The sequence below is a fragment of the Streptomyces sp. RLA123 genome (assembly GCF_056270165.1).
On record NZ_JBWDOR010000003.1, the window covers coordinates 4797235 to 4816871 of the forward strand.

Annotated in this window: 12 protein-coding genes and 1 pseudogene; 10 read left to right on the forward strand and 3 right to left on the reverse strand. The window is 70.8% G+C overall.

The features are described 5' to 3' along the window. The first annotated feature begins 238 nt into the window (after positions 1-238). A complete protein-coding gene (mfd, locus tag RV983_RS21870) occupies positions 239-3787 on the forward strand; it encodes a transcription-repair coupling factor (protein WP_475987437.1) in 3549 nt (1182 codons plus the stop codon). A gap of 110 nt (positions 3788-3897) precedes the next feature. Here mfd and RV983_RS21875 read toward each other — a convergent pair whose 3' ends face one another. Then, positions 3898-4965 (reverse strand): acyltransferase, encoded by a 1068-nt coding sequence (locus RV983_RS21875; RefSeq protein WP_475987438.1) that lies wholly within the window; start codon positions 4963-4965, stop codon positions 3898-3900. A gap of 235 nt (positions 4966-5200) precedes the next feature. On the opposite strand from RV983_RS21875, the gene RV983_RS21880 reads away from it, so the two are divergent. Together RV983_RS21880 and RV983_RS21885 are read left to right on the forward strand one after the other, a co-directional pair. Then, positions 5201-7528 (forward strand): glycosyltransferase family 4 protein, encoded by a 2328-nt coding sequence (locus tag RV983_RS21880; protein WP_475987439.1) that lies wholly within the window; start codon positions 5201-5203, stop codon positions 7526-7528. Between the two features lie 4 nt (positions 7529-7532). Then, positions 7533-8648, forward strand: a complete 1116-nt coding sequence (locus RV983_RS21885) for an acyltransferase (RefSeq protein WP_475987440.1) — start codon at positions 7533-7535, stop codon at positions 8646-8648. A 229-nt stretch (positions 8649-8877) separates the two neighbouring features. On the opposite strand, the gene RV983_RS21890 is transcribed toward RV983_RS21885, so the two are convergent. Both RV983_RS21890 and RV983_RS21895 read right to left on the reverse strand, forming a co-directional pair. After that, a complete protein-coding gene (locus RV983_RS21890) occupies positions 8878-11193 on the reverse strand; it encodes a glycosyltransferase (RefSeq protein WP_475987441.1) in 2316 nt (771 codons plus the stop codon). After that, positions 11190-12548, reverse strand: a complete 1359-nt coding sequence (locus RV983_RS21895) for a glycosyltransferase family 29 protein (protein ID WP_475987442.1) — start codon at positions 12546-12548, stop codon at positions 11190-11192. Before RV983_RS21895 ends, RV983_RS21890 begins: the two co-directional genes overlap by 4 nt. A 531-nt stretch (positions 12549-13079) precedes the next feature. On the opposite strand from RV983_RS21895, the gene RV983_RS21900 reads away from it, so the two are divergent. The 7 genes and pseudogenes from RV983_RS21900 to RV983_RS21930 form a co-directional block, all read left to right on the forward strand. After that, a complete protein-coding gene (locus tag RV983_RS21900; protein WP_475987443.1) occupies positions 13080-14048 on the forward strand; it encodes a glycosyltransferase family 2 protein in 969 nt (322 codons plus the stop codon). Between the two features lie 2 nt (positions 14049-14050). Then, positions 14051-15442: a polysialyltransferase family glycosyltransferase gene (locus RV983_RS21905; protein ID WP_475987444.1), complete on the forward strand. Its 1392-nt coding sequence runs from the start codon at positions 14051-14053 to the stop codon at positions 15440-15442. A 453-nt stretch (positions 15443-15895) separates the two neighbouring features. Beyond that, on the forward strand, positions 15896-17014 hold the full coding sequence (locus tag RV983_RS21910) for a hypothetical protein (RefSeq protein ID WP_475987445.1): 1119 nt from the start codon (positions 15896-15898) through the stop codon (positions 17012-17014). 215 nt (positions 17015-17229) lie between these two features. Then, the gene (locus RV983_RS21915) at positions 17230-18063 is read left to right on the forward strand and encodes a glycoside hydrolase domain-containing protein (RefSeq protein WP_475990415.1); all 834 of its coding nucleotides are present in this window, start codon (positions 17230-17232) and stop codon (positions 18061-18063) included. 398 nt (positions 18064-18461) lie between these two features. Beyond that, positions 18462-18608 (forward strand): hypothetical protein, encoded by a 147-nt coding sequence (locus RV983_RS21920; RefSeq protein WP_475987446.1) that lies wholly within the window; start codon positions 18462-18464, stop codon positions 18606-18608. Between the two features lie 44 nt (positions 18609-18652). After that, positions 18653-18889, forward strand: a complete 237-nt coding sequence (locus tag RV983_RS21925; RefSeq protein ID WP_475987447.1) for a hypothetical protein — start codon at positions 18653-18655, stop codon at positions 18887-18889. A 45-nt stretch (positions 18890-18934) separates the two neighbouring features. Then, positions 18935-19636 (forward strand): annotated as a pseudogene (locus tag RV983_RS21930) (HNH endonuclease family protein); the annotation flags it as partial. Position 19637: the final 1 nt, after the last annotated feature.

Sequence of the window (19637 nt, forward strand, 5' to 3'; positions counted from 1 at the left end):
GCTGTCCAGAATGGCCGGCCCCGGAGGCCCCGAACCCGAACCCGAACCCACGAAAACGGGCGCCGGGGTCACTGACTTCACGGGGCACACGGGCGGGCGGGCGGGGAGGGGACCCAGGGGGCGCCGGCGCAGCACGCGACACCGGGTGTCAGCGCGGCGTCGTAGGCTTGGAGAACCCCGGCCCGTTCCACGCGTCGGGCTGTTCGCGTTGCCTGCCTGCCTTGGGACGGAAAGCCTCATGAGCCTGAACGGTCTGCTGGACATCGTCGTGAGCGACCCCGCGCTCGCGGAGGCCGTACGTGCCGCCGCCGACGGCAATCGCCCGCATGTCGACCTCGTGGGACCGCCGGCGGCCCGCCCGCTGGCGGTGGCCGCGCTCGCGGCCCGTACGGGCCGCACCGTGCTGGCGGTGACGGCCACCGGCCGCGAGGCCGAGGATCTGACGGCCGCCGTGCGGTCGCTGCTGCCCGCGGACTCCGTCGTGGAGTACCCCGCATGGGAGACGCTGCCGCACGAGCGGCTGTCCCCGCGCTCGGACACCGTCGGCCGCCGCCTGGCCGTGCTGCGCCGTCTGGCGCACCCCAGCACGGACGACCCGACCGCCGGGCCCGTGCGGGTCGTGGTCGCGCCGATCCGCTCGGTGCTCCAGCCGCAGGTCAAGGGCCTGGGCGACCTCGTCCCCGTGGCGCTGCGCACCGGGCAGACCGCCGATCTGAACGCGATCGTGGACGGCCTCGCGGCCGCCGCGTACGCCCGGGTGGAGCTGGTGGAGAAGCGCGGCGAGTTCGCGGTGCGCGGCGGCATCCTGGACGTCTTCCCGCCGACCGAGGAGCACCCGCTCCGGATCGAGTTCTGGGGCGACGACGTCGAGGAGATCCGCTACTTCAAGGTGGCCGACCAGCGTTCGCTGGAGGTCGCCGAGCACGGTCTGTGGGCGCCGCCGTGCCGGGAGCTGCTGCTCACCGAGGAGGTGCGGGCCCGAGCGGCCGCGCTCGCCGAGGAGCACCCGCAACTGCGCGAGCTGCTGGACAAGATCGCCCAGGGCATCGCGGTGGAGGGCATGGAGTCCCTCGCCCCCGTCCTGGTGGACGACATGGAACTGCTGCTGGACGTGCTGCCCGCCGGGGCGATGGCGGTGGTGTGCGACCCGGAGCGGGTGCGTGCCCGCGCCGCGGACCTCGTGGCGACCAGCCGGGAGTTCCTGGAGGCCTCGTGGGCCGCGTCCGCGGGCGGCGGGGAGGCGCCGATCGACCTGGGCGCGGCCTCGCTGTGGGGCATCGCCGACGTCCGCGACCGGGCCCGTGAGCTGGGCACCCCGTGGTGGTCGGTCAGCCCCTTCGGGGCCGACGAGGACGTCTCGGACGGTGGGGCCGACACCCTGAAGCTCGGCATGCACGCCCCCGAGGTCTACCGCGGCGACACCGCCCGCGCGCTGGCCGACACCAAGGGCTGGCTCGCCGAGGGCTGGCGCACGGTCTATGTGACCGAGGGCCACGGTCCGGCCGCCCGCATCGTGGAGGTGCTCGGCAACGAGGGCATCGCCGCCCGCCTCGACACCGAGCTGGCCGGGCCGGTGGAGCCCGCCGTCGTCCATGTCGCCTGCGGCTCGATCGAGAGCGGCTTCGTGGACCCGGCGCTGAAGATCGCCGTCCTCACCGAGACCGACCTGTCGGGCCAGCGCTCGTCCACCAAGGACATGGGCCGGATGCCGTCCCGGCGCCGCAAGACGATCGACCCGCTGACGCTCCAGGCGGGCGACTTCATCGTGCACGAGCAGCACGGCGTCGGCCGCTACGTGGAGATGGTGCAGCGCACCGTCCAGGGCGCCACCCGCGAGTACCTGCTCGTGGAGTACGCGCCGGCCAAGAAGGGCCAGCCGGGCGACCGGCTGTTCGTGCCGACCGACCAGCTGGAGCAGATCACCAAGTACGTCGGTGGCGAGGCGCCCTCCCTGCACCGCCTGGGCGGCGCGGACTGGACGAAGACCAAGGCGCGCGCCAAGAAGGCGGTCAAGGAGATCGCCGCGGACCTGATCCGGCTCTACTCCGCGCGCATGGCCGCCCCCGGCCACACCTTCGCGCCGGACACCCCGTGGCAGCGGGAGCTGGAGGACGCGTTCCCGTACGCGGAGACCCCCGATCAGCTCACGACGATCGCCGAGGTCAAGGAGGACATGGAGAAGTCGGTCCCGATGGACCGGCTGATCTGCGGCGACGTCGGCTACGGCAAGACCGAGATCGCGGTGCGGGCGGCCTTCAAGGCCGTCCAGGACGGCAAGCAGGTCGCCGTCCTGGTGCCGACGACGCTGCTGGTCCAGCAGCACTTCGGGACCTTCTCCGAGCGCTACTCGCAGTTCCCGGTCGTGGTGAAGGCACTGTCCCGGTTCCAGAGCGACAGCCAGGCCAAGGCGGTCCTGGAGGGGCTGCACGAGGGCTCGGTGGACGTGGTCATCGGCACGCACCGGCTCTTCTCGTCGGAGACCAGGTTCAAGGACCTGGGCCTGGTGATCGTGGACGAGGAGCAGCGCTTCGGCGTCGAGCACAAGGAGCAGCTGAAGAAGCTGCGGGCCAACGTCGACGTGCTGACGATGTCCGCCACCCCCATCCCGCGCACCCTGGAGATGGCGGTCACCGGCATCCGCGAGATGTCGACGATCACCACTCCGCCGGAGGAGCGGCACCCGGTGCTGACCTTCGTCGGGCCGTACGAGGACCGGCAGATCGCGGCCGCGATCCGGCGCGAGCTGCTGCGTGAGGGCCAGGCCTTCTACATCCACAACCGGGTGGAGAGCATCGACAAGGCCGCGGCGCGGCTGCGCGACCTGGTCCCGGAGGCGCGGATCGCCACCGCGCACGGGCAGATGGGCGAGTCGCGGCTGGAGCAGGTCGTCGTCGACTTCTGGGAGAAGAAGTTCGACGTGCTGGTCTCCACGACGATCGTCGAGTCCGGCATCGACATCTCCAACGCCAACACCCTCATCGTGGAGCGCGGCGACACCTTCGGTCTGTCCCAGCTGCACCAGCTGCGCGGCCGGGTGGGCCGCAGCCGCGAGCGGGGCTACGCGTACTTCCTGTACCCGCCGGAGAAGCCGCTCACCGAGACCGCGCACGAGCGGCTGGCGACCATCGCCCAGCACACCGAGATGGGCGCGGGCATGTACGTCGCGATGAAGGACCTGGAGATCCGCGGCGCGGGCAACCTGCTCGGCGGCGAGCAGTCCGGGCACATCGCCGGTGTCGGCTTCGATCTGTACATCCGCATGGTCGGCGAGGCCGTCGCCGACTACCGGGCGGCCCTGGAGGAGGGCGGCGGCGAGGCCGAGGAGGCCCCGCTGGATGTCAAGATCGAGCTGCCGGTCGACGCGCACGTCCCGCACGACTACGCGCCCGGCGAGCGGCTGCGCCTCCAGGCCTACCGCGCGATCGCCTCCGTCAACTCCGAGGAGGACATCAAGGCCGTACGCGAGGAGCTCACCGACCGGTACGGCAAGCTCCCCGAGCCGGTGGAGAACCTGCTGCTGGTCGCCGGGCTGCGGCTGCTGGCCCGCAAGGTCGGTGTCGCCGACATCACCCTCCAGGGCGCCAACGTGCGCTTCTCGCCGGTCGAGCTGCGCGAGTCCCAGGAACTGCGGCTGAACCGGCTCTACCCGCGCACGGTCGTCAAGGCCGGCACCAAGCAGATTCTCGTTCCCCGCCCGAGCACATCGCGTATCGGCGGCAAGCCGGTCGTGGGGCGCGAACTGCTCACGTGGACTGCGGAGTTGCTGACGGCGGTGCTCGGCAACTGAGGCCTCGCGCCCCGGTCGTGCCGGCATCCGGATGCGGCAGGGCCCCGTCCCCGCGAGTTCTTCGGCTCGCGGGGGCGGGGTCGTGCCGTACCCCGGGTGTGTTCCGCGGGTCAGCCCAGGAGGCGCCTGAGGTTCAGCCGGCCCCACAGCAGACTGGCGGAGAACGACAGCGCCATCACCGTGGCCACCAGCCCGACCAGCGTCAGCCCCGCCACCCATCCGCCCAGGTCCGGCGACACCAGGCGGTGGACGAGTTCCTCGACGAAGAGCACGTGCACCATGTAGGCGCCCAGCGCCGCGCCGGCCAGTTGCTTCAGGCGCGGCCGGAACCGCTCCGGGATGTGGATCCGGCTGACCAGCAGCAGGACGCAGACGCTCATCGCGGCGACGAACAGGTGGGCGTTGGGGATCACGTAGTGGACCTGCGTGTTGTACCAGAGGCACGCGGCCATCGTGACCGGCAGCAGGACGGCCAGCGGCCGGCGCCACCGGACGGCCCCGGCGGGCAGGGCGAACAGCATGGCGCCGCCGACCGCGTACACCATGGAGAAGGTGCTGAAGCCCCAGGCCACGGTGGGCAGCTCACGGTCGGTGAACTGTGAGGCGGTGGAGAGCACGCTCGGCAGGACGGCGATCCCGAGCAGCACGGCACCCAGACCCCAGGGCCGCTTGCCGGCCTTGATCAGCATCGCGAAGGCGAGCAGTGCGATGATCGGGATGTAGTTGTACATGAACCACAGGTGGTACGCGGGCTCCACGGAGCCGAAGAGCGAGTTCACCGCCAACTCGGCCATGGGCCTGTCGTTGCGGTTCCGGAGCCAGGCCCACACCAGGTAGATCCCCGTCCACGCGAAGAGCGGAACGGTGTTGCGGACGATCCGCTGCCACATCCGGGCGCTGTCCTTCGGGGGCGCACCGACCAGTACGGCCCAGCCGGCGATGGCGAAGTACATCGGGACGGCGAACGGATTGATGGCTTCGGCCACATGCCCCGCCCAGTACGAACCGGCACCGCTGGAGGCGTCGTTCCCGGTCGAGCGAATGAACTGGGAGCCCACGTGTCCCAGCATGACCGTGCCGGAGCACAGCAGCCGCATCAGGTCGATGTCGTAGCGGTGTTCCCGCACGTCGGTGGAGTGTCCGGAGGACGAGGCGCTGCGCTGCGGCGGTATTCCCACGGCTGTTTGATTCGGCACTGCGCGATGCTTGGGCAATGAGATGTCGCGAAGATGAACGGTCCGCGAAATTCGCGGGGATCAAGGATTTCGGAAAGTCCCCCGACCTTCCGGTTTCCGGACATCCCCTCCCAGCGGCGGCCCGTCCCCCTGGTTCTTCACTTCCCCTTCGCCCCGGGAGCGTGTATGACAGCAACCCTGTCGCGCTACTCGATGGCAGCGAGGGCATGTGAGCTGTATGCACGTCATGGTATTCACCGAGAGCCCCGCCGCCGTAGGAGTCGCCACCGCGTTGCGTGGCGCGGACCGGGCCGGGCAGCACACCGTCACGCTCGTCCTGTCCGAGGCCGCCGGCCGGGCGGAATGGGCGGACGGGTGCGAGACGCCGCCGCACCGGCTGTTCCGGCCGGGGGAACCGGTGGGCCGGGCGGACCTGGCCCATGAGACCGGCGCCCGGCTGCGCCGGTACGCCGAGGACAACGCGGTGGACCGGGTCGTCCTGCTCGACGACCTGACCCCCTGCGGCGCGCAGATCGTGCGCACCGTGGGCGATCTGCTGCCCGTGGCGCTCGTGCAGGACCGGCCGCTCGACTTCCGTTACCGCGACCTGTTCGCGGCCCGCCGCGAGGCCGCGCTGAACTGGGGCGGCAGCAAGCCCTCGGTGGTGTGCGTGTGGGGGCCGTCCGCGCGGCGCGCGCTGGTCCACCGGACCCGGTCGAACGGCATCCCCGCCGTTGTCACCGGCGCGCCCGGCCTCAGCGACGACCCGGAGCTGATCCGCGTCGCCCGCTCCCGCGAGTACCGCCGCGCCGCGAAGCCCGGCGCGCCCCTGCGGACGCTCGTCCTGGACGAACTCCACGACGTCGCCGAGGCGTTGCTGCCGCTGGGTGAGGTGGTGACGGCCGACCGGCTGCCGGACCGCGCCGAGCTGGCCACGTACGACCTCGTGATCGCCGCCCGCAGTGCCGTCTGGCCGTCCGTCCTGCGCGCGGGAGTACCGTTGATCCAGCACATGCCGGACGACCTCAACGCGGTGCTGCCGTGCGTCAAGCACGTTCTGGTCCGCAACACCACTTCCCTGGACGACGTGGTGCGGGCCGCGACCCGGCTGCACGTCGACGGACTCCACGACGGCAACCCGTCGGGCGAGCCGGTCGAGCACTTCCTCCACCTCGGCGACGACTGCGGTGAACGCCTGTTGACCGCGGTCCTCGAGGCCGCGCCCGCCGCTCCGCGGAAGGAGCCCGGCGGCCCGCCGCCTTCCGCCCCCGCCCCCGTCCCCGCCCCCGTCCCCGTGGTACCCGTGCCCCCCGCCGAGCGGGCGCTGGCGGACATCACCGGCCGGATGTGGAAGCCGCGTTCGCTGGCCGTCCTCGGCACCGACTTCGGATACGTCACCGGAGTGGCGCTGCCCGTGCTCACCTACACCCAGGACCTCGTATCCCGCGGTCCGGTGGACGTCCGCTACCTCGACATCGGGGCGTTCAACGGCCTCGGCGCGGTGCTGGACGCCCTCAAGGGGACCGAGCGCGTCCTGGTCAACAGCTTCGGCTTCTTCTGGCGCCACCGGCTCGGCCCCCGAGTGGTCCGCGCCCTGCTGGACGCGGGCATTGCGGTGTCGGTCTACGTCCACGTCACGCGGTACGTCTTCGAGAAGGAGGCCGCCGCCCACGCCGAGCGGCACGCGGAACTGCTGGAACTCCTGCCGCGGCTGCGGCTGCTGTGCGTCTCGCGGGCGCAGGCGGACTACTACCGCGGACAGGGCGCCGTGGACCCGCTGGTCGTCTACAACACGGTGCCGCGCGACCCCGGTGTGCGCCGGGCCCGTCCGGAGGTCTCCGCCGAGCCGCGGATCGTCATGGTCGGAACGGTGCAGGACCGCAAGGGCGTGGACCTGTTCTCGCGGGTCGCGGAGCGGGCGGCACTGCTCGGGCTGCCCTGGCGCTTCAGCTGGCTGGGGCACCGCATGGGCGCGATGTCCGGCGACACGCTGCTGTCCGACCGGGTCGAGTGGCGCGGTGCCCTGCCACGCAAGCGGATACGCGAGGAACTGGCCGACTCCGACGTGTTGTTCCTGTCCAGCGAGGACGACCCGATGCCGCTGGCCGCGGTCGAGGCCGTGCAGCAGCGGCTCCGGGTCGTCAGCCACCACGACGTCGGTACCCACGAGATGCTCTGCGGCGTCCGGGGTTACCGCGGCTTCGCCGAGTACGTCCCGCAGGCCGCGCTGACCGCGCTCACCGAGGTGCTCGCGGACGCGGTGGACGAGCAGGGGTATGCGCAGGTCCAGGAGCTCTTCGACATCACCCGCTTCGCCGAGCGCATGGACGCCGCGCTCGGCGTCGCCGGCACCGGCAAATCGGCCGCGCCGCCCAGCGTGCCGCTCCCCGGCGTCCCGTCGATGGTCGACCGCACTCCCGGAGCGCATCTCGCGCACGTACGGGAACTCGCCGCCGCCGGACGGATCGAGGACGCCCTCCGCTACGGCGACGCGGTGCTGCGGGGACATCCCGTCCTCGAACTGGAGCGAACGGTGGCCGATTTGCGTGAACAGAACGGAATGTGAGCGGATGTCCACGCCCCCGATAGTTCCCGCCGCTCCCACCGGTTCCCCCGGTCCGACCCGTCTCGCGGGTGCGGGCGCACCCGGGGACACCCCGCCGCGTGAGCACCGGTACGACATCGATCTGCTCCGCGTCCTCGCCTCGGTCGGTGTCATCGTCTGCCACTCGGCGGCCGAGCTGATGAACGCCGTCCACCGGACCTCCGGCGAGGGCCGTGCCGTCTACTGGACCGCGCTGGTCGCCGACGGTCTCAGCCGCTGCGCCGTGCCGCTGTTCTTCGCCATGGCGGGCTGGGTCGTCCTGTCCGGGGCGCCGCCCCGCGACAGCCGCCAGATCCGGACGCGGCTGGTGCGCATCATGGTGCCGTTCGCGGTGTGGACGGCTGTGTACCTGCTCTGGGAGTGGGCGCGCGGTGCGAACACCGACCCGACACGGAAGGTGGCCTTCGAGGCGCTCTTCGGGTCCGTTCAGCCCGCCTTCCACCTGTGGTACCTGTACTCGTACGTGCCGGTGATCCTGCTGCTGTCGGTCGCCGCGCTGATCCGGACCGGCAAACGGCCGTGGGGGCCGGCCGCGGTGCTGCTCGCCCTGGCCCTCCTCCCGACGCTGCTCGGCGCCGTCCGTTCCGTATGCGGCATCGACCTGCCGCGCTCCGCCTGGGACTTCGGTGCCTACCAGGTGGTCTACGCCGTCGCCGGCGCCCTGCTGCTGTCTCTGCCGGGGACGGCCTCCACCGGCCGCCGGCGCCGACTGCTCTGGCTCGCCGCCGCCGGCTGCGCCTGGGCAGGCACCGTCGCGCAGGAGCACTACGTCCACTTCCCGGCGCCGTACGCGAGCCTTTCCGTCGCCCTGCTCGCCGGCAGCCTGCTGACGGCGTTCAACCGGCTGACGATCCCTGAGGGGCTGAGGCCCCATGTCACGCGGCTGGGCGGCGCCGCCTTCGGCGCGTACCTGGTCCACGTGGTCTTCCTCAAGGCGCTGTCCCCGCACCTCGTCTCCGCGGACGCCGGCTTCCTGCGGGCCCCCGTCAGCCTGGTGGCCCTCACCGTCGCGACCGTCGCGCTCTCCTTTGCCGCCAGTCTGCTGTGGACGCGGCTGCGGCTGTCGCGCTGGCTGGGCTGACGCCCACGGCGGGTACGAGGAGCGCCCCCGGCACCGGCGGCACACCGGTCTGCCGGACGGCCGCTCCCTTGCAGTCGGCTCCCTCTGCTGCCGGCCGCTGCGGGCCGGTCGGGGTTCTCTGCCCGCGGCGCGGGGGAGGAGAGCGCGGTGCGGGCGCGGCGTAGGCAAAGGGGCGTCGTGTCATCGACACGACGCCCCGTTATGTACCGCGGATTCCCTGGGGAAGGGCTCAGCCCAGGAGGGTGTGCAGCTTCGCCACGTTCTCCTGCGTCACCTTCCACAGCGCCTCCTGGCGCCCGTGGACGTCGGCGACGGTCGCCTGGAGGTTGTTCAGCATACCGATCGCGCGCTCCGACAGGACGGAGCCCAGCTCGCGGTCGTGGACCGAGACGCCCCACTCGGGGCGCTCGATGTCGGCCAGGAAGTACGCCATCTTCGGGTGCGAGATCAGGCTGATGATGGGCGTGCCGCAGCCGAACGGGATCATGCCCGCGTGGCCGCGCATGCCGATCACGAGCTTGGTGCGCGCGAAGGCGGTGCGGAGCTGGTCGGTGTCGAAGTCGTACATCGGCTCGATCGGCAGCGAGATGCCGTACTCGCGGCGGAGGTCGAAGACGAAGCGCTCGTCGTCCAGGGCGTGGGCGGCGTAGCGGACCTCGGCGTGCTTGCCGATGGCGCGGACGGCGGTGGCCATCTCCCGCAGGAAGTGGTCGTAGTCGTGGCCGAAGCGCAGCCCCGCGCGGTCGTAGGCGCAGTTGATGAGCACCGTGTCGTCGCGCCTGATCGGGTCCTGCCAGCCGGGGACCAGCTGCCGGGAGACCGTGGTCGGGCACGGCTGGAAGATCACTCGGTCCTGCAGCTCGGCGGGGAGCAGCGCGCGGACCTTCTCCACCGAACCGTGGTTGCGCAGGCCGAAGAAGGACGACTTGGAGACCAGCAGACGCAGGCTCTCCTCGAAACGGCGGCGGGCGTACGACTGGCCGTCGAACGCGTTGTAGCCGACAGCGAAGATCGCCAGCGGAACGTCGATCTTCTCCAGCAACTGGTCCGGCACGTTCCACTGCCAGGCGCTGTTGCCGTTCGGGGAGGTGTCAGGGATGAACAGGCCGCCGCCGCCGATGACCAGGCCGCGCCGGGCGTTGACCCGCTCCAGGGCCGCCTCGTCGAAGAGCTTGTGGGCGTGAATGGAGTGCCAGGTGCGGTCGCCGGTGTCGGGACCGAAGGACAGGCGGACCGTCTCCGGGAGGATCTTGTCGCCCGCGTTGCCCTGCCGGTCCATGTAGAACGCCACGTGGGCTATCTGCTCGGCCGGGTTACCCGACTCGACGGGCTTGCGCGACTCGGGGCGGGAGCGCTCGTAGGCGATCCGGCAGGCGCGGTCGACGACATCGGCGTTGAGGCCGGCGAGGGCGTACTGCAGGGAGCCCTCGTCGTCTCCCAGGATCCACGACATGTTCGCCAGCCGGCCGAAGACACGGGCGGAGGCGGGGGCGTGGGCGCCGGCGAGCAGCAGGTGAGCTTCGGCTTCGTCGTAGCGCGAGGTGGCCATCAGGGCCGTGCCGAGCAGTTCGTGCAGGCGGCTCTCGTGCGCCGGGATGCGGCTGCGGCTGAGGATCTCCACCGTGTTCTCGTACCAGCCCTTGGCCAGGTACGCCTCGGCGACCTGGCGCAGCGCGTCGTAGCCGTCCTCGTCGGCGACGAGGTCACGGCCGAAGTGCGTGAGCAGGTCCGGGTGCTTCTCGCCCCGCAGGGCGAGGAACTGGCGGACGAACTCGGCGTGGCCGATGTTGTAGGCCTCCCACGCCTCCTGCGCCGCGGTGTAGCCGGCCTCGCCGCCGTTCCACGGCTTGTGCCGGCCCGTGAAGTGCAGGATCGCGACACCCTCGTCGACGGCGCGGTCGCCGGACAGGCGGCGCTTGACGAAGTTGTACTTCGCGTCGAGCTGGATGAACTTGCCGACCAGCAGGGCGTTCAGGATGCCCTGGTCGTGCTTGTCGAGCTCGTACGTGCCCGCGCGGCCGACCTCGTCGAGCTGCGCGCAGAACTCGTCCGACAGGTATTCCTTCTGGATGACCAGCAGACCGCTGTTGAGCTTCGACTGGTCCAGCAGGAACTGCGGCACCGCGCCGACGCCGTGGCGCATCTGCAGCAGTTCGCTCAGGTCGCCCAGGACCACCATGTCGGTGTCGAGGGTGATGATCGTGTCGTAGTCGCGGATGCGGAAGACATCGAGAATGAAGTAGGCCTTGCGGACCAGGTAGTTCTCGGGGTCGCCCTTGACGAAGTCGTCGTACCGCTCGGGGACCACGCGACGCATGACGATGCGCGGGTGCAGCTTGCGGATCGCCGTGATCGAGGACGGCTGCAGGTCGTCGTAGAGGACGATGAAGTCCTCGCAGATCGTCTGGTTGGTCAGGGCGAGGCTGCGCAGCAGGGTCAGGAAGCCCGGCAGGTAGTTCTCGTCGACGTAGCTGGCGAAGGCGATGCGGCGCTTGCCGGTCAGCGTCTCGCTCCGCACTGCCGAAACCGGGAGAGAGGCGGTCATCGGAGCGATATCCTCATTTCGGTCACTTCCTGGGCGCGGGCCATGACCCACTCCTTCTCCTCTGAATAGCCGTGCACCTTGGCGATGGGAAGCTTCATGGCTTCCTGCAGCCGGTAGGCACCGCTGTCGTAGAAGTCGAACCCGATGAGGTCGATCTTCGGGTTGACATCCAAAAAGTCCAGCAGCCACAGCATGTTGAAACCGCTGGTGGGAATGGACTTCCACTGGTCTTCGCCGACCTGGCCGATGTCGCGCAGCGGCCAGCGCAGCGTGCGGTCGCCGACGTAGCGCTGGGCGCCGGGGACGAGACGGCGGCGGACCGAGTTGCGCCACTGGTGGTGGCTGCCGCTGAAGATCAGCCGCGTCTCGACCTTCTTGTCCCAGTTGAAGTCGTGCATGTGGATCGTCGCGTGGATGTCGGTCTTGGAACCGGTGGCCGGCGCGTCGATCTTGTAGGAGTTGAAGCGGACGACGAGATCGTAGGAGTCGATCTCCTTGCCCATGGTGCTGGTGCCGACGCGCTGGGAGTTCGCGATCAGGCAGATGGTCTTGCCGGCGATGAGGTTGCGGAAGTCGCTGAGGCCGACGACCTTGGAACCGGTCATCGCCGGGTCGGCGATCGGGTCGAGGTCCCGCAGCCGGCGGTCGTCCGCGTAAAGCTTGAACAGCTCGCGGGACTCGCCCGCGCGGCCCTTCTCCTGCTCCAGCCGGAAGTTGACCAGATCGGCGACCGCGGCACGCACCTGCGGGCCGGGGCGGTCCTGCTCGTCCATGGCGACGAGGGCGGCCACCAGGCGCGGCTTGGCGCGCTCCCAGTCGCCGGCGTCCTTGAGGGCCAGGCCCTCGGACCACAGCTCGGTGTCGGCGCCGCGCAGACCCTGGGCACCCGGGGTTTCCTCCTGCAGCAGGCGGATCGTGTCGGCCAGACGCTCGCCGCTCTCCTTGAGCTTGCTGATCCGGCCCGCGACACCGAGGTCGTCCTTGGTCGTCAGCGCCAGGTATCGCTCGTACGCCTCGACGGTGGCGGCGTCGTCGCCGATCGCCTCCATCACGCGCGCCCGCAGCCGCCAGCCGGCCCGGGACTGCTTGCGGATGCCGAGGACGCAGTCGGTGATACGCAGCGCGAGCTGCAGCTCGTCGCCGCCGCGTACCTCGATGGCCTTGTGGCCGACCTCGAGCAGGGCGTCGAAGAGCTCCGGGTTGGACTTGGGCCACGTGCTCTTGGAGCCGGCGATCGCCGCCGCGTTCCCCGTGTCGGTCATCGCGGCCGCGTAGACCGACAGCAGTTCCCGGATGGTCTCGCTGAGCTGGATCCTCTTGTAGTCCAGGTTCTTGACGAGCTTGCCCCCGTGCACAGCACAGGACCGGACACATTCCGCGACGGAAACGGATGCGATCGGACCGTCCGCCCCTGCGGCGCCGTCCAATCTTTTCTCGAGCCATCCAGCCCGGATCTTGACCATGCTGCTCCCAACAATGACACGGCCGCTGGGGAAGAACTGAATGGGTTTCCCGCGCGGATCAACTGGCAGTCCGCCTGCGCGGACGCATGGTGAACACACGAGCAGCACGCGAGCGGAGCTGATCACGATAGGGACCGGATGTGACGTCGAGGTGAACACGGCTCTACGTGGACGAGAACGGGGCTTCCCGGGGTTGCGTCGATCCGGGCCGGGTGGCGGGTCCGTCGGCAGGTCCGGCCGGGTTCCGTGGGGCGGATCACGCCGGGTGGCGTGAGTTCGGCGCCCGTACGCCCTCCGTTAACCCTTCGGTAGGGGTCTCGACTTCTTGGATGGATCTAGTCCGATAAGCTTGCCTTCCGGCGGGAAACCGGGAAACCGGGGCCGGATTTCCGTGCATGGCCTCGAGATCGTCTGGAATCCCTGGTGCCCAAACTGTCGGTAATCGTACCCTTCCGCAATATTCAGGCATTCGCGCACGATATGTTGTGCGGTCTTGCCAACAACGCGGGAGCGGACACCGAGTTCCTTCTTGTCGACGATCATTCGACGGACGGGACGCCCGATGTCCTCGATCACTGGAAGCGGCGGCTGCCGCAGATGACGGTGATCCGGCACGAGGAGAACAAGGGCATAGCCCAGGCACGCAACACCGGGATCGACGCCGCCACGGGGGAGTACCTGACCTTCCTCGACGGCGACGACTGGTACGACCGCGGCTACCTGGACAAGCTGGTCTCCGGCATCGAGGGCCTCGGCTGCGACTTCGTGCGCACCGGCCACATCAAGGCCACCGGCCGCGAGCGCGTCGTCCACCGTCCCCCGGCCAAGATCTGGGACACCGTGCTGCACCCGCGCGACGCGATCGCGCCCGCGCACGTGGAGACCATGGTCGACTACCCCTTCGTGTGGGCCGGGATCTACCACCGACGGCTCTTCGCGGACGGCGCCATGCGCTACAGCACCAGCCTGCGCACCGCCGAGGACCGCGAGTGGATCTGGCGGCTCCACCTGACGGCCGAGTCCTTCGCCGTCATCCGCCCGATCGGCGTCTTCTACCGGCGCGGGGTGACCACCTCGCTCACGCAGATCGGCGACGGCCGTCAGCTGGACTTCATACCCGCGCACGACGCGATCATGGATGACGTGCGGGGCGACCGGGAGGCCGAGCGCTTCCTGCCGAAGATCGTCCGCACGTACTGCGCGCTCATCGCCTACCACATGTCCAACGCCCGCCGCTACGACTCCGAGACCAGCCGCGAGCTCAAGCGCCGCTCCGCCGCCGTCCTGGGCCGCATGCCCCAGGACGTGCTGGACCGCACCCTCACGGAGATGGACGAGCAGCGTGCCGACGTGCTGCGCCGGCTGCGCGCCGACGCACGAAAGGCGGCCTGACGATGGACAGCGAGTTCACGAACGACGAGGGCATGGACGAGCGGCGCATGAAGCACGACCGGGCCCAGATATTCGAGGCCTCCACGCTCTACGGCGCCGCGACGCTGGCCGCCGCACTGGACGCCGGCCTCTTCGGCCCGCATACCGGCACCCGCCGCATCCTGCTGGTCAGCAACAACGCCTCGGTGCCCGAGTCGGCCGTCCAGCTCTCCGAGATGTACGGCTACGAGCGCATCGCCTCCCGCTTCGACGAGGTCATCTCCTGGAACGCGGTGATCCACCCGCACCACCCCAGCGAGTGGGAGCCCGAGGAGGACGAGAGCCCCATCTGGCAGCGGCTGTTCCGGCACGCCTGGGGCCTCGGCGACGCACCGGTCGAACTCGCGGTGGAGTCGATCCAGGTCAACCCGGCGCGGGCACTGGTCACGATCTTCGCCGAGAGCGCCGTCCATGTGTACGCGGACGGCCTGATGAGCTACGGCCCCACCCGTGACAAGCTGCCCGGGCCCCTCGGCAGCCGCGTCCAGCGCGTCCTGCACCTCGACCTCGTCCCCGGGCTGCGTCCGCTGCTGCTCACCGAGACCGGCGCCGAGCCCGAACTCGTCCCGGACGACGCCTTCACCGCCGTGCTCAAGGAGATCGCCGTCGAGGCCGCGGACGACCCCCGGCTCGCCGCGCTGGCCGACGAGCCGCCCACCGCGGTGCTCCTGGGCCAGTACCTGGCGGCGCTGCGCATCCTCTCCCCGCAGGAGGAAGAGGAACTGCACGTCACCATGTTGCGCGGCGCCATCGCGGCCGGGCACCGCTCGATCGTCTTCAAGCCCCACCCCACCGCGCCGGCCGACTACTCCCGGGCGCTGGACGAGGTGGCCGCGGCAGAGGGCGTGCGGCTGCGCGTCCTGGACGGCCCGCTGCTCGCCGAGACGCTCTACGAGAGCTGCCGGCCGAGCCTGGTCGTCGGCTGCTTCTCCACGGCGATGCTGACCGCGCGCGCCTACTTCGGTGTGGCGATCGCCCGTACCGGCACCCGCCTGGTGCTGGACCGGCTGACGCCGTATCAGAACAGCAACCGTATGCCGCTCACCATCGTCGACCACCTCGTGCCCGATGTCGCCGTCCCCGGCGCGAAGGGCGGCGACCCCGGCGAACTCACCGCGCTGGTGCGGACGGTGGGCTTCTGCATGCAGCCCAAGATGCACCCCGGGCTGCGGGCGGAGGCCGCCGCGTGGCTGCGGGCCAACATCGGCCCGGACACCGAGTACTACTTCCGCCGCCGCCGGCTCAGCTCCCTGCGCCTGCCCGGCGGGGACCCGCTCAGCACCGCCCAGCGCCTGAAGGGCAATCCCACGGTGCGCCGCGTGGTGCGCGCGGCACGGCGGCGGCTGCGGACCTGAGGCGGCGACGACCGCGGGCGGCCCGCCGCTCCGCGAACGCCCGTCCGGGCCGGTGTCCTCTCCCTTGAGGGCACCGGCCCTTCGTCTTTCCTTGCCTTTCTTCTTGTCTCCTTCTCCCACGAGGGAGTTCAACCAGTCGGGCCGCTCGTGCAAGAAATGGCGCGGCGTCAAATCCTGTTCAAGTCCGCAAAGAATTGCACAAGGAATAAGTGTGAGGCACCGGCCGCTGGGACCGCCGAGTCCGCGCACCTCACCGCCGATCGGTGACGGACGGCTCCGAAAAATCGAACGGACCGGCGCCCGGCTTACTGGATACTCCTGGCGCACCGCCACTGCCCGCGGGAGTTCTGGATCTTCGGGTCCGCACCGCAGGCCCGTTGCCCGACGCGTCTTTCCTCACATCTGGCTGGGCGCCTGCCGACTCGGCAGGGAGCCTCAACACATGGACGGTTCATGAACCCCTTCATAGCGACGGCCGGCGCCGGCCTCCTCGCCTACGCGATCGTCACCATCCCCCGCAACGCGAGGAAGGCACGCGCCAAGCGAGCCGAGGCGAAGGCCAAGAAGCCTTTGACCATCGATCCGGCCCAGTACGGGCTGGTGCCGGCGTCGCAGCTGGACACAGGGCGCGCGCAGCCGGATCCGGAGGCGGACGCCGTGGTGGCGGCGGCGCGGGCGGGGGACTGGCGGCGGCCCGCCGCGTACCTGGCGGACGCGGGGCGCGACTGGGACCTGCGCTGGTACCGGCTGGGGCACATCGGGGAGGCCGCCGCGGAGGACGACACATGGCTCCGCGCCTGGCATGCCGAGCGCCCGGGCGACCCGGACGCCGCGCTCGTGTACGCCGACATGCTCATCTCCATGGCCGGCAGGGCGCGTGGTGCCAAGCGGGCCAAGTACACGACCAGCGAGCAGTTCCAGGGCTTCCACCAGCTTCTGGCGGAGGCGCTGCCGGCGTGCCGTGAGGCGGCGCGGCTGGCGGTGCCGGAGGACCCGACCCCGTGGGTCTCCCAGATCACCATCGCGTTCGGCCAGGGCTGGTCGCACGAGGACTTCCGGTTGCTGTGGACGCAGATCGTCCTGCGCGACCCGCACCACTTCGGCGCGCATGTCGGCGCCCTGCAGTACTGGTGCGCGAAGTGGCGCGGCTCGAAGGAGCTGATGTTCGAGTTCGCGGAGCAGGCGGCTGCCTCCGCGCCACGGGGCAGCCTGCTGCCTGCCCTGCGCTTGTACGCGATCTTCGAGCACGCCTATCGGGAGCCGGAAGCGAAGGTCTACGGCGAACCCTTTGTGACCGCGGCTGTGGACGCCACCCTCGACGCGGTGGCCCAGGTCCCCGCCGGCCACCACCGGCTGCCGACCGCACGCCACCTTCTCGCGGACACCTTGTTCCAGACGAAGCGGCACACGGAGGCGGTCGAGCAGTTCCGGGCGGTCGGCGGCCACATCGGCAGCGTGCCGTGGACGTATTTCGGCGACCCCGTCAAGGAGTTCGTGCACGCCCGCACCAACAGCTTCGTCGCCTGGGAACGAGCGGGCCGCCCCGTGCCGACGCCGCGCGCCCGGGCGTGAGGGTCTCGGACTTTGCCGCCGCTTGGGCGAGTCTTGTGACGGATGCGGTGCCCGCTTTTCCGATCTTGGGACAACCGGCGGATAGGGTGCCAGGCGCCTCGCATGCTGAGGCCCGCGCCCCCGCGTCACGGCGGGTCGGAGCGCGCGGCCCGTGGGGGCTCTCAACGGCTTGAGTCGGCACACCTCGTGTGCCGTCCATCATGAATGGGGTGGGGTTGTCCGGTCACCGGATGTCGAAGAAGCGTCGTTACATCGCCTGGGCGGTCGCGGGGGTCGCCGTGCTGGCGGGGGCCGGTGTCGCGGCGGAGGCGTCGATGGCGACCACGACGGCCCGTCCCGCTGCGAAGGTGTACACGGGCCGGGCGTTCGACACCTGCACCGCGCCGTCCTCGTCGGCGATGAAGGCGTGGAAGGCCTCGAACTTCTACGGCGCGGCCGCCGTCTACGTGGGCGGCAAGAACCGCGGCTGCGCGCAGCCGAACCTGACCGCTTCATGGGTGAAGTCCGTGAGCGCGTCCGGCTGGAAGCTGATCCCGCTGTACGTCGGCGCGCAGCCGCCGTGCCAGACCAGCCACAACCCCGAGAAGCTGACCGCCACTACGGCGGCCTCGCTCGGGGCCACGGACGGCGCGGACGCGGTGGCCAAGGCCTCGGCGCTCGGGATGAAGGCCGGCAGCGCGCTGTACCTGGACATGGAGTCCTACGACACCAAGAACACCGCGTGCAACACGGCGGTGCTCACGTACATCCGGGCCTGGGACAAGGCCGTCCACGCCAAGAACTACTGGGCCGGCTTCTACGGGTTCAAGAGCAGCAGCGCCGCCGCCGTCGCGGGCGCCAAGGACCGCACCGACCTGCCCGACGCCCTCTGGTACGCGCTGTGGGACCAGAAGAAGACGACGACCTCCGACTGGCCGTTCTCCTCGACGCTGTGGACCGCGCACCGCCGCGGCCACCAGTACATGGTCAACAGCAAGGAGAGCCGGGGCGGTTACACCATCACCGTGGACCGCGACGACTGGGACGCCCCGGTCGCCGTCACCGGCTGACGGGCGGTGAGCGAGGAGACGGGCCCGGACCCCGGGCGGACGTCGCTCCTGCCCGTGCGGCTCGCCGCCCGGGCAGGAGCCGCGGCGCTCCCGGTCGTGAGCCAGGGACTGCCACGCCCCTGCCCTCGTTGCTGATCGCCCTGCGCTGTCCGGGGCCGACGGGGGGACTGGACGGCCTTCGCCGTCTTCTCCCTGGGGCTGGCGGCGTGGGTGCTGGACCTCACGCTGACGCCGGGAGTCCACGCACGGGCCGGAGTTCGCGGTCGACCTCCTGCTGATCCTGCTGATCCTGCTGATCCTGCTGTCGATGGTGGTGGCCCCGGGTGTGTGTGCCTGGACGTTCTGGCCGTCGGCCGGGGTGGCGGCCGCCGTGGTGCGGGTCGTGCGGTCACGGGACGGTGCCCGCTCCCGACACCCGGGCCCGGCACTACGAGGACGTCGACGCGTGTCTGCTCACCGGTGGCAAGGGCATCACCGCCGGGACCACCGCGGCCACCCCGCGGCAGCGCATGCGGGACGCGTCGGTCAAGACCCGGGCCGGGTGAGCTGCCGTGTCCGTGACGGGCGAGCAGTCCGAGGCCGGGACGCGGTGCCGTACCTCAACGGCCTGCTGCGGCGCTCGTGCGACGTGGCCGTCACCGCGGGCACGCCCGCGGTGACGGCCGCCGAGCAGACGGCCCCCCACTACGGCAAGGTCGGCTTCGTCCTGGTCGGCGCGGACGCCCACGGCAAGCGGCGGGCGAACGTCACCGTCACCGGCGCCGGTGACGGGCTTCGCTCCGAGGTCGCGTCAGCCGTGACGCACGCGGTGGACTCCCGGAGCTGAGAGGCCCCCTGCCGGTCGCCGCCCCCCAACCCCTACAGTGCCAAGGTGGTCACAACCAGGGCGGGTTCAAGGGCGGTAACGGCAGCGGCGGTGCTCGCGGTGCTCCTCGGCGTCGCCGGCTGCAAGGGCGACGGCATCGGAGGACAGGGCAGCGACGCGGCGGCGCCGGCGGGTTCGGCGCTCAAGGCGGTCGGCGACCTGACGGTCAAGGGCCGCGCGCCCAAGACCGGCTACGCGCGCGACCAGTTCGGCAGTTCCTGGGTGGACACCGACCACAACGGCTGCGACACCCGCGACGACATACTGCAGCGCGACCTGACCAGCGAGTCCTTCCGGTCCGACGACGGCGGCGACTGCATCATCACCTCCGGCAAGCTCGACGACCCGTACACCGGCAAGGGGATCAGCTTCACCCGCGGCCGCAGCACCATCGACATCGACCATGTCGTGGCGCTCAGCGACGCGTGGCAGAAGGGCGCCAAGTACTGGGACCGCGACAAACGGATACAGGTCGCCAACGACCCGCTGAACCTCCTCGCCGTCGACGGCCCCGCCAACCGCGGCAAGGGCGACGGCGACGCGGCGACCTGGCTGCCGCCCAACAAGGCGTTCCGCTGCCCCTACGTCGCCCGCCAGGTGGCGGTGAAGAAGAAGTACGGCCTGTGGGTCACCGCGGCCGAGAAGGACGCCATGACCGAGGTCCTGCGCACCTGCCCGGACGAGCGGCTGCCCGGCTCCGGCAAGCCGG

Bases quoted from the DNA above. Each gene is read 5' to 3' on its own strand.
- mfd (WP_475987437.1), top strand. From the start codon at position 239: ATGAGCCTGAACGGTCTGCTGGACATCGTCGTGAGCGACCCCGCGCTC.
- RV983_RS21880 (WP_475987439.1), top strand. From the start codon at position 5,201: ATGCACGTCATGGTATTCACCGAGAGCCCCGCCGCCGTAGGAGTCGCC.
- RV983_RS21885 (WP_475987440.1), top strand. From the start codon at position 7,533: ATGTCCACGCCCCCGATAGTTCCCGCCGCTCCCACCGGTTCCCCCGGT.
- RV983_RS21890 (WP_475987441.1), bottom strand. From the start codon at position 11,193: ATGACCGCCTCTCTCCCGGTTTCGGCAGTGCGGAGCGAGACGCTGACC.
- RV983_RS21905 (WP_475987444.1), top strand. From the start codon at position 14,051: ATGGACAGCGAGTTCACGAACGACGAGGGCATGGACGAGCGGCGCATG.
- RV983_RS21910 (WP_475987445.1), top strand. From the start codon at position 15,896: ATGAACCCCTTCATAGCGACGGCCGGCGCCGGCCTCCTCGCCTACGCG.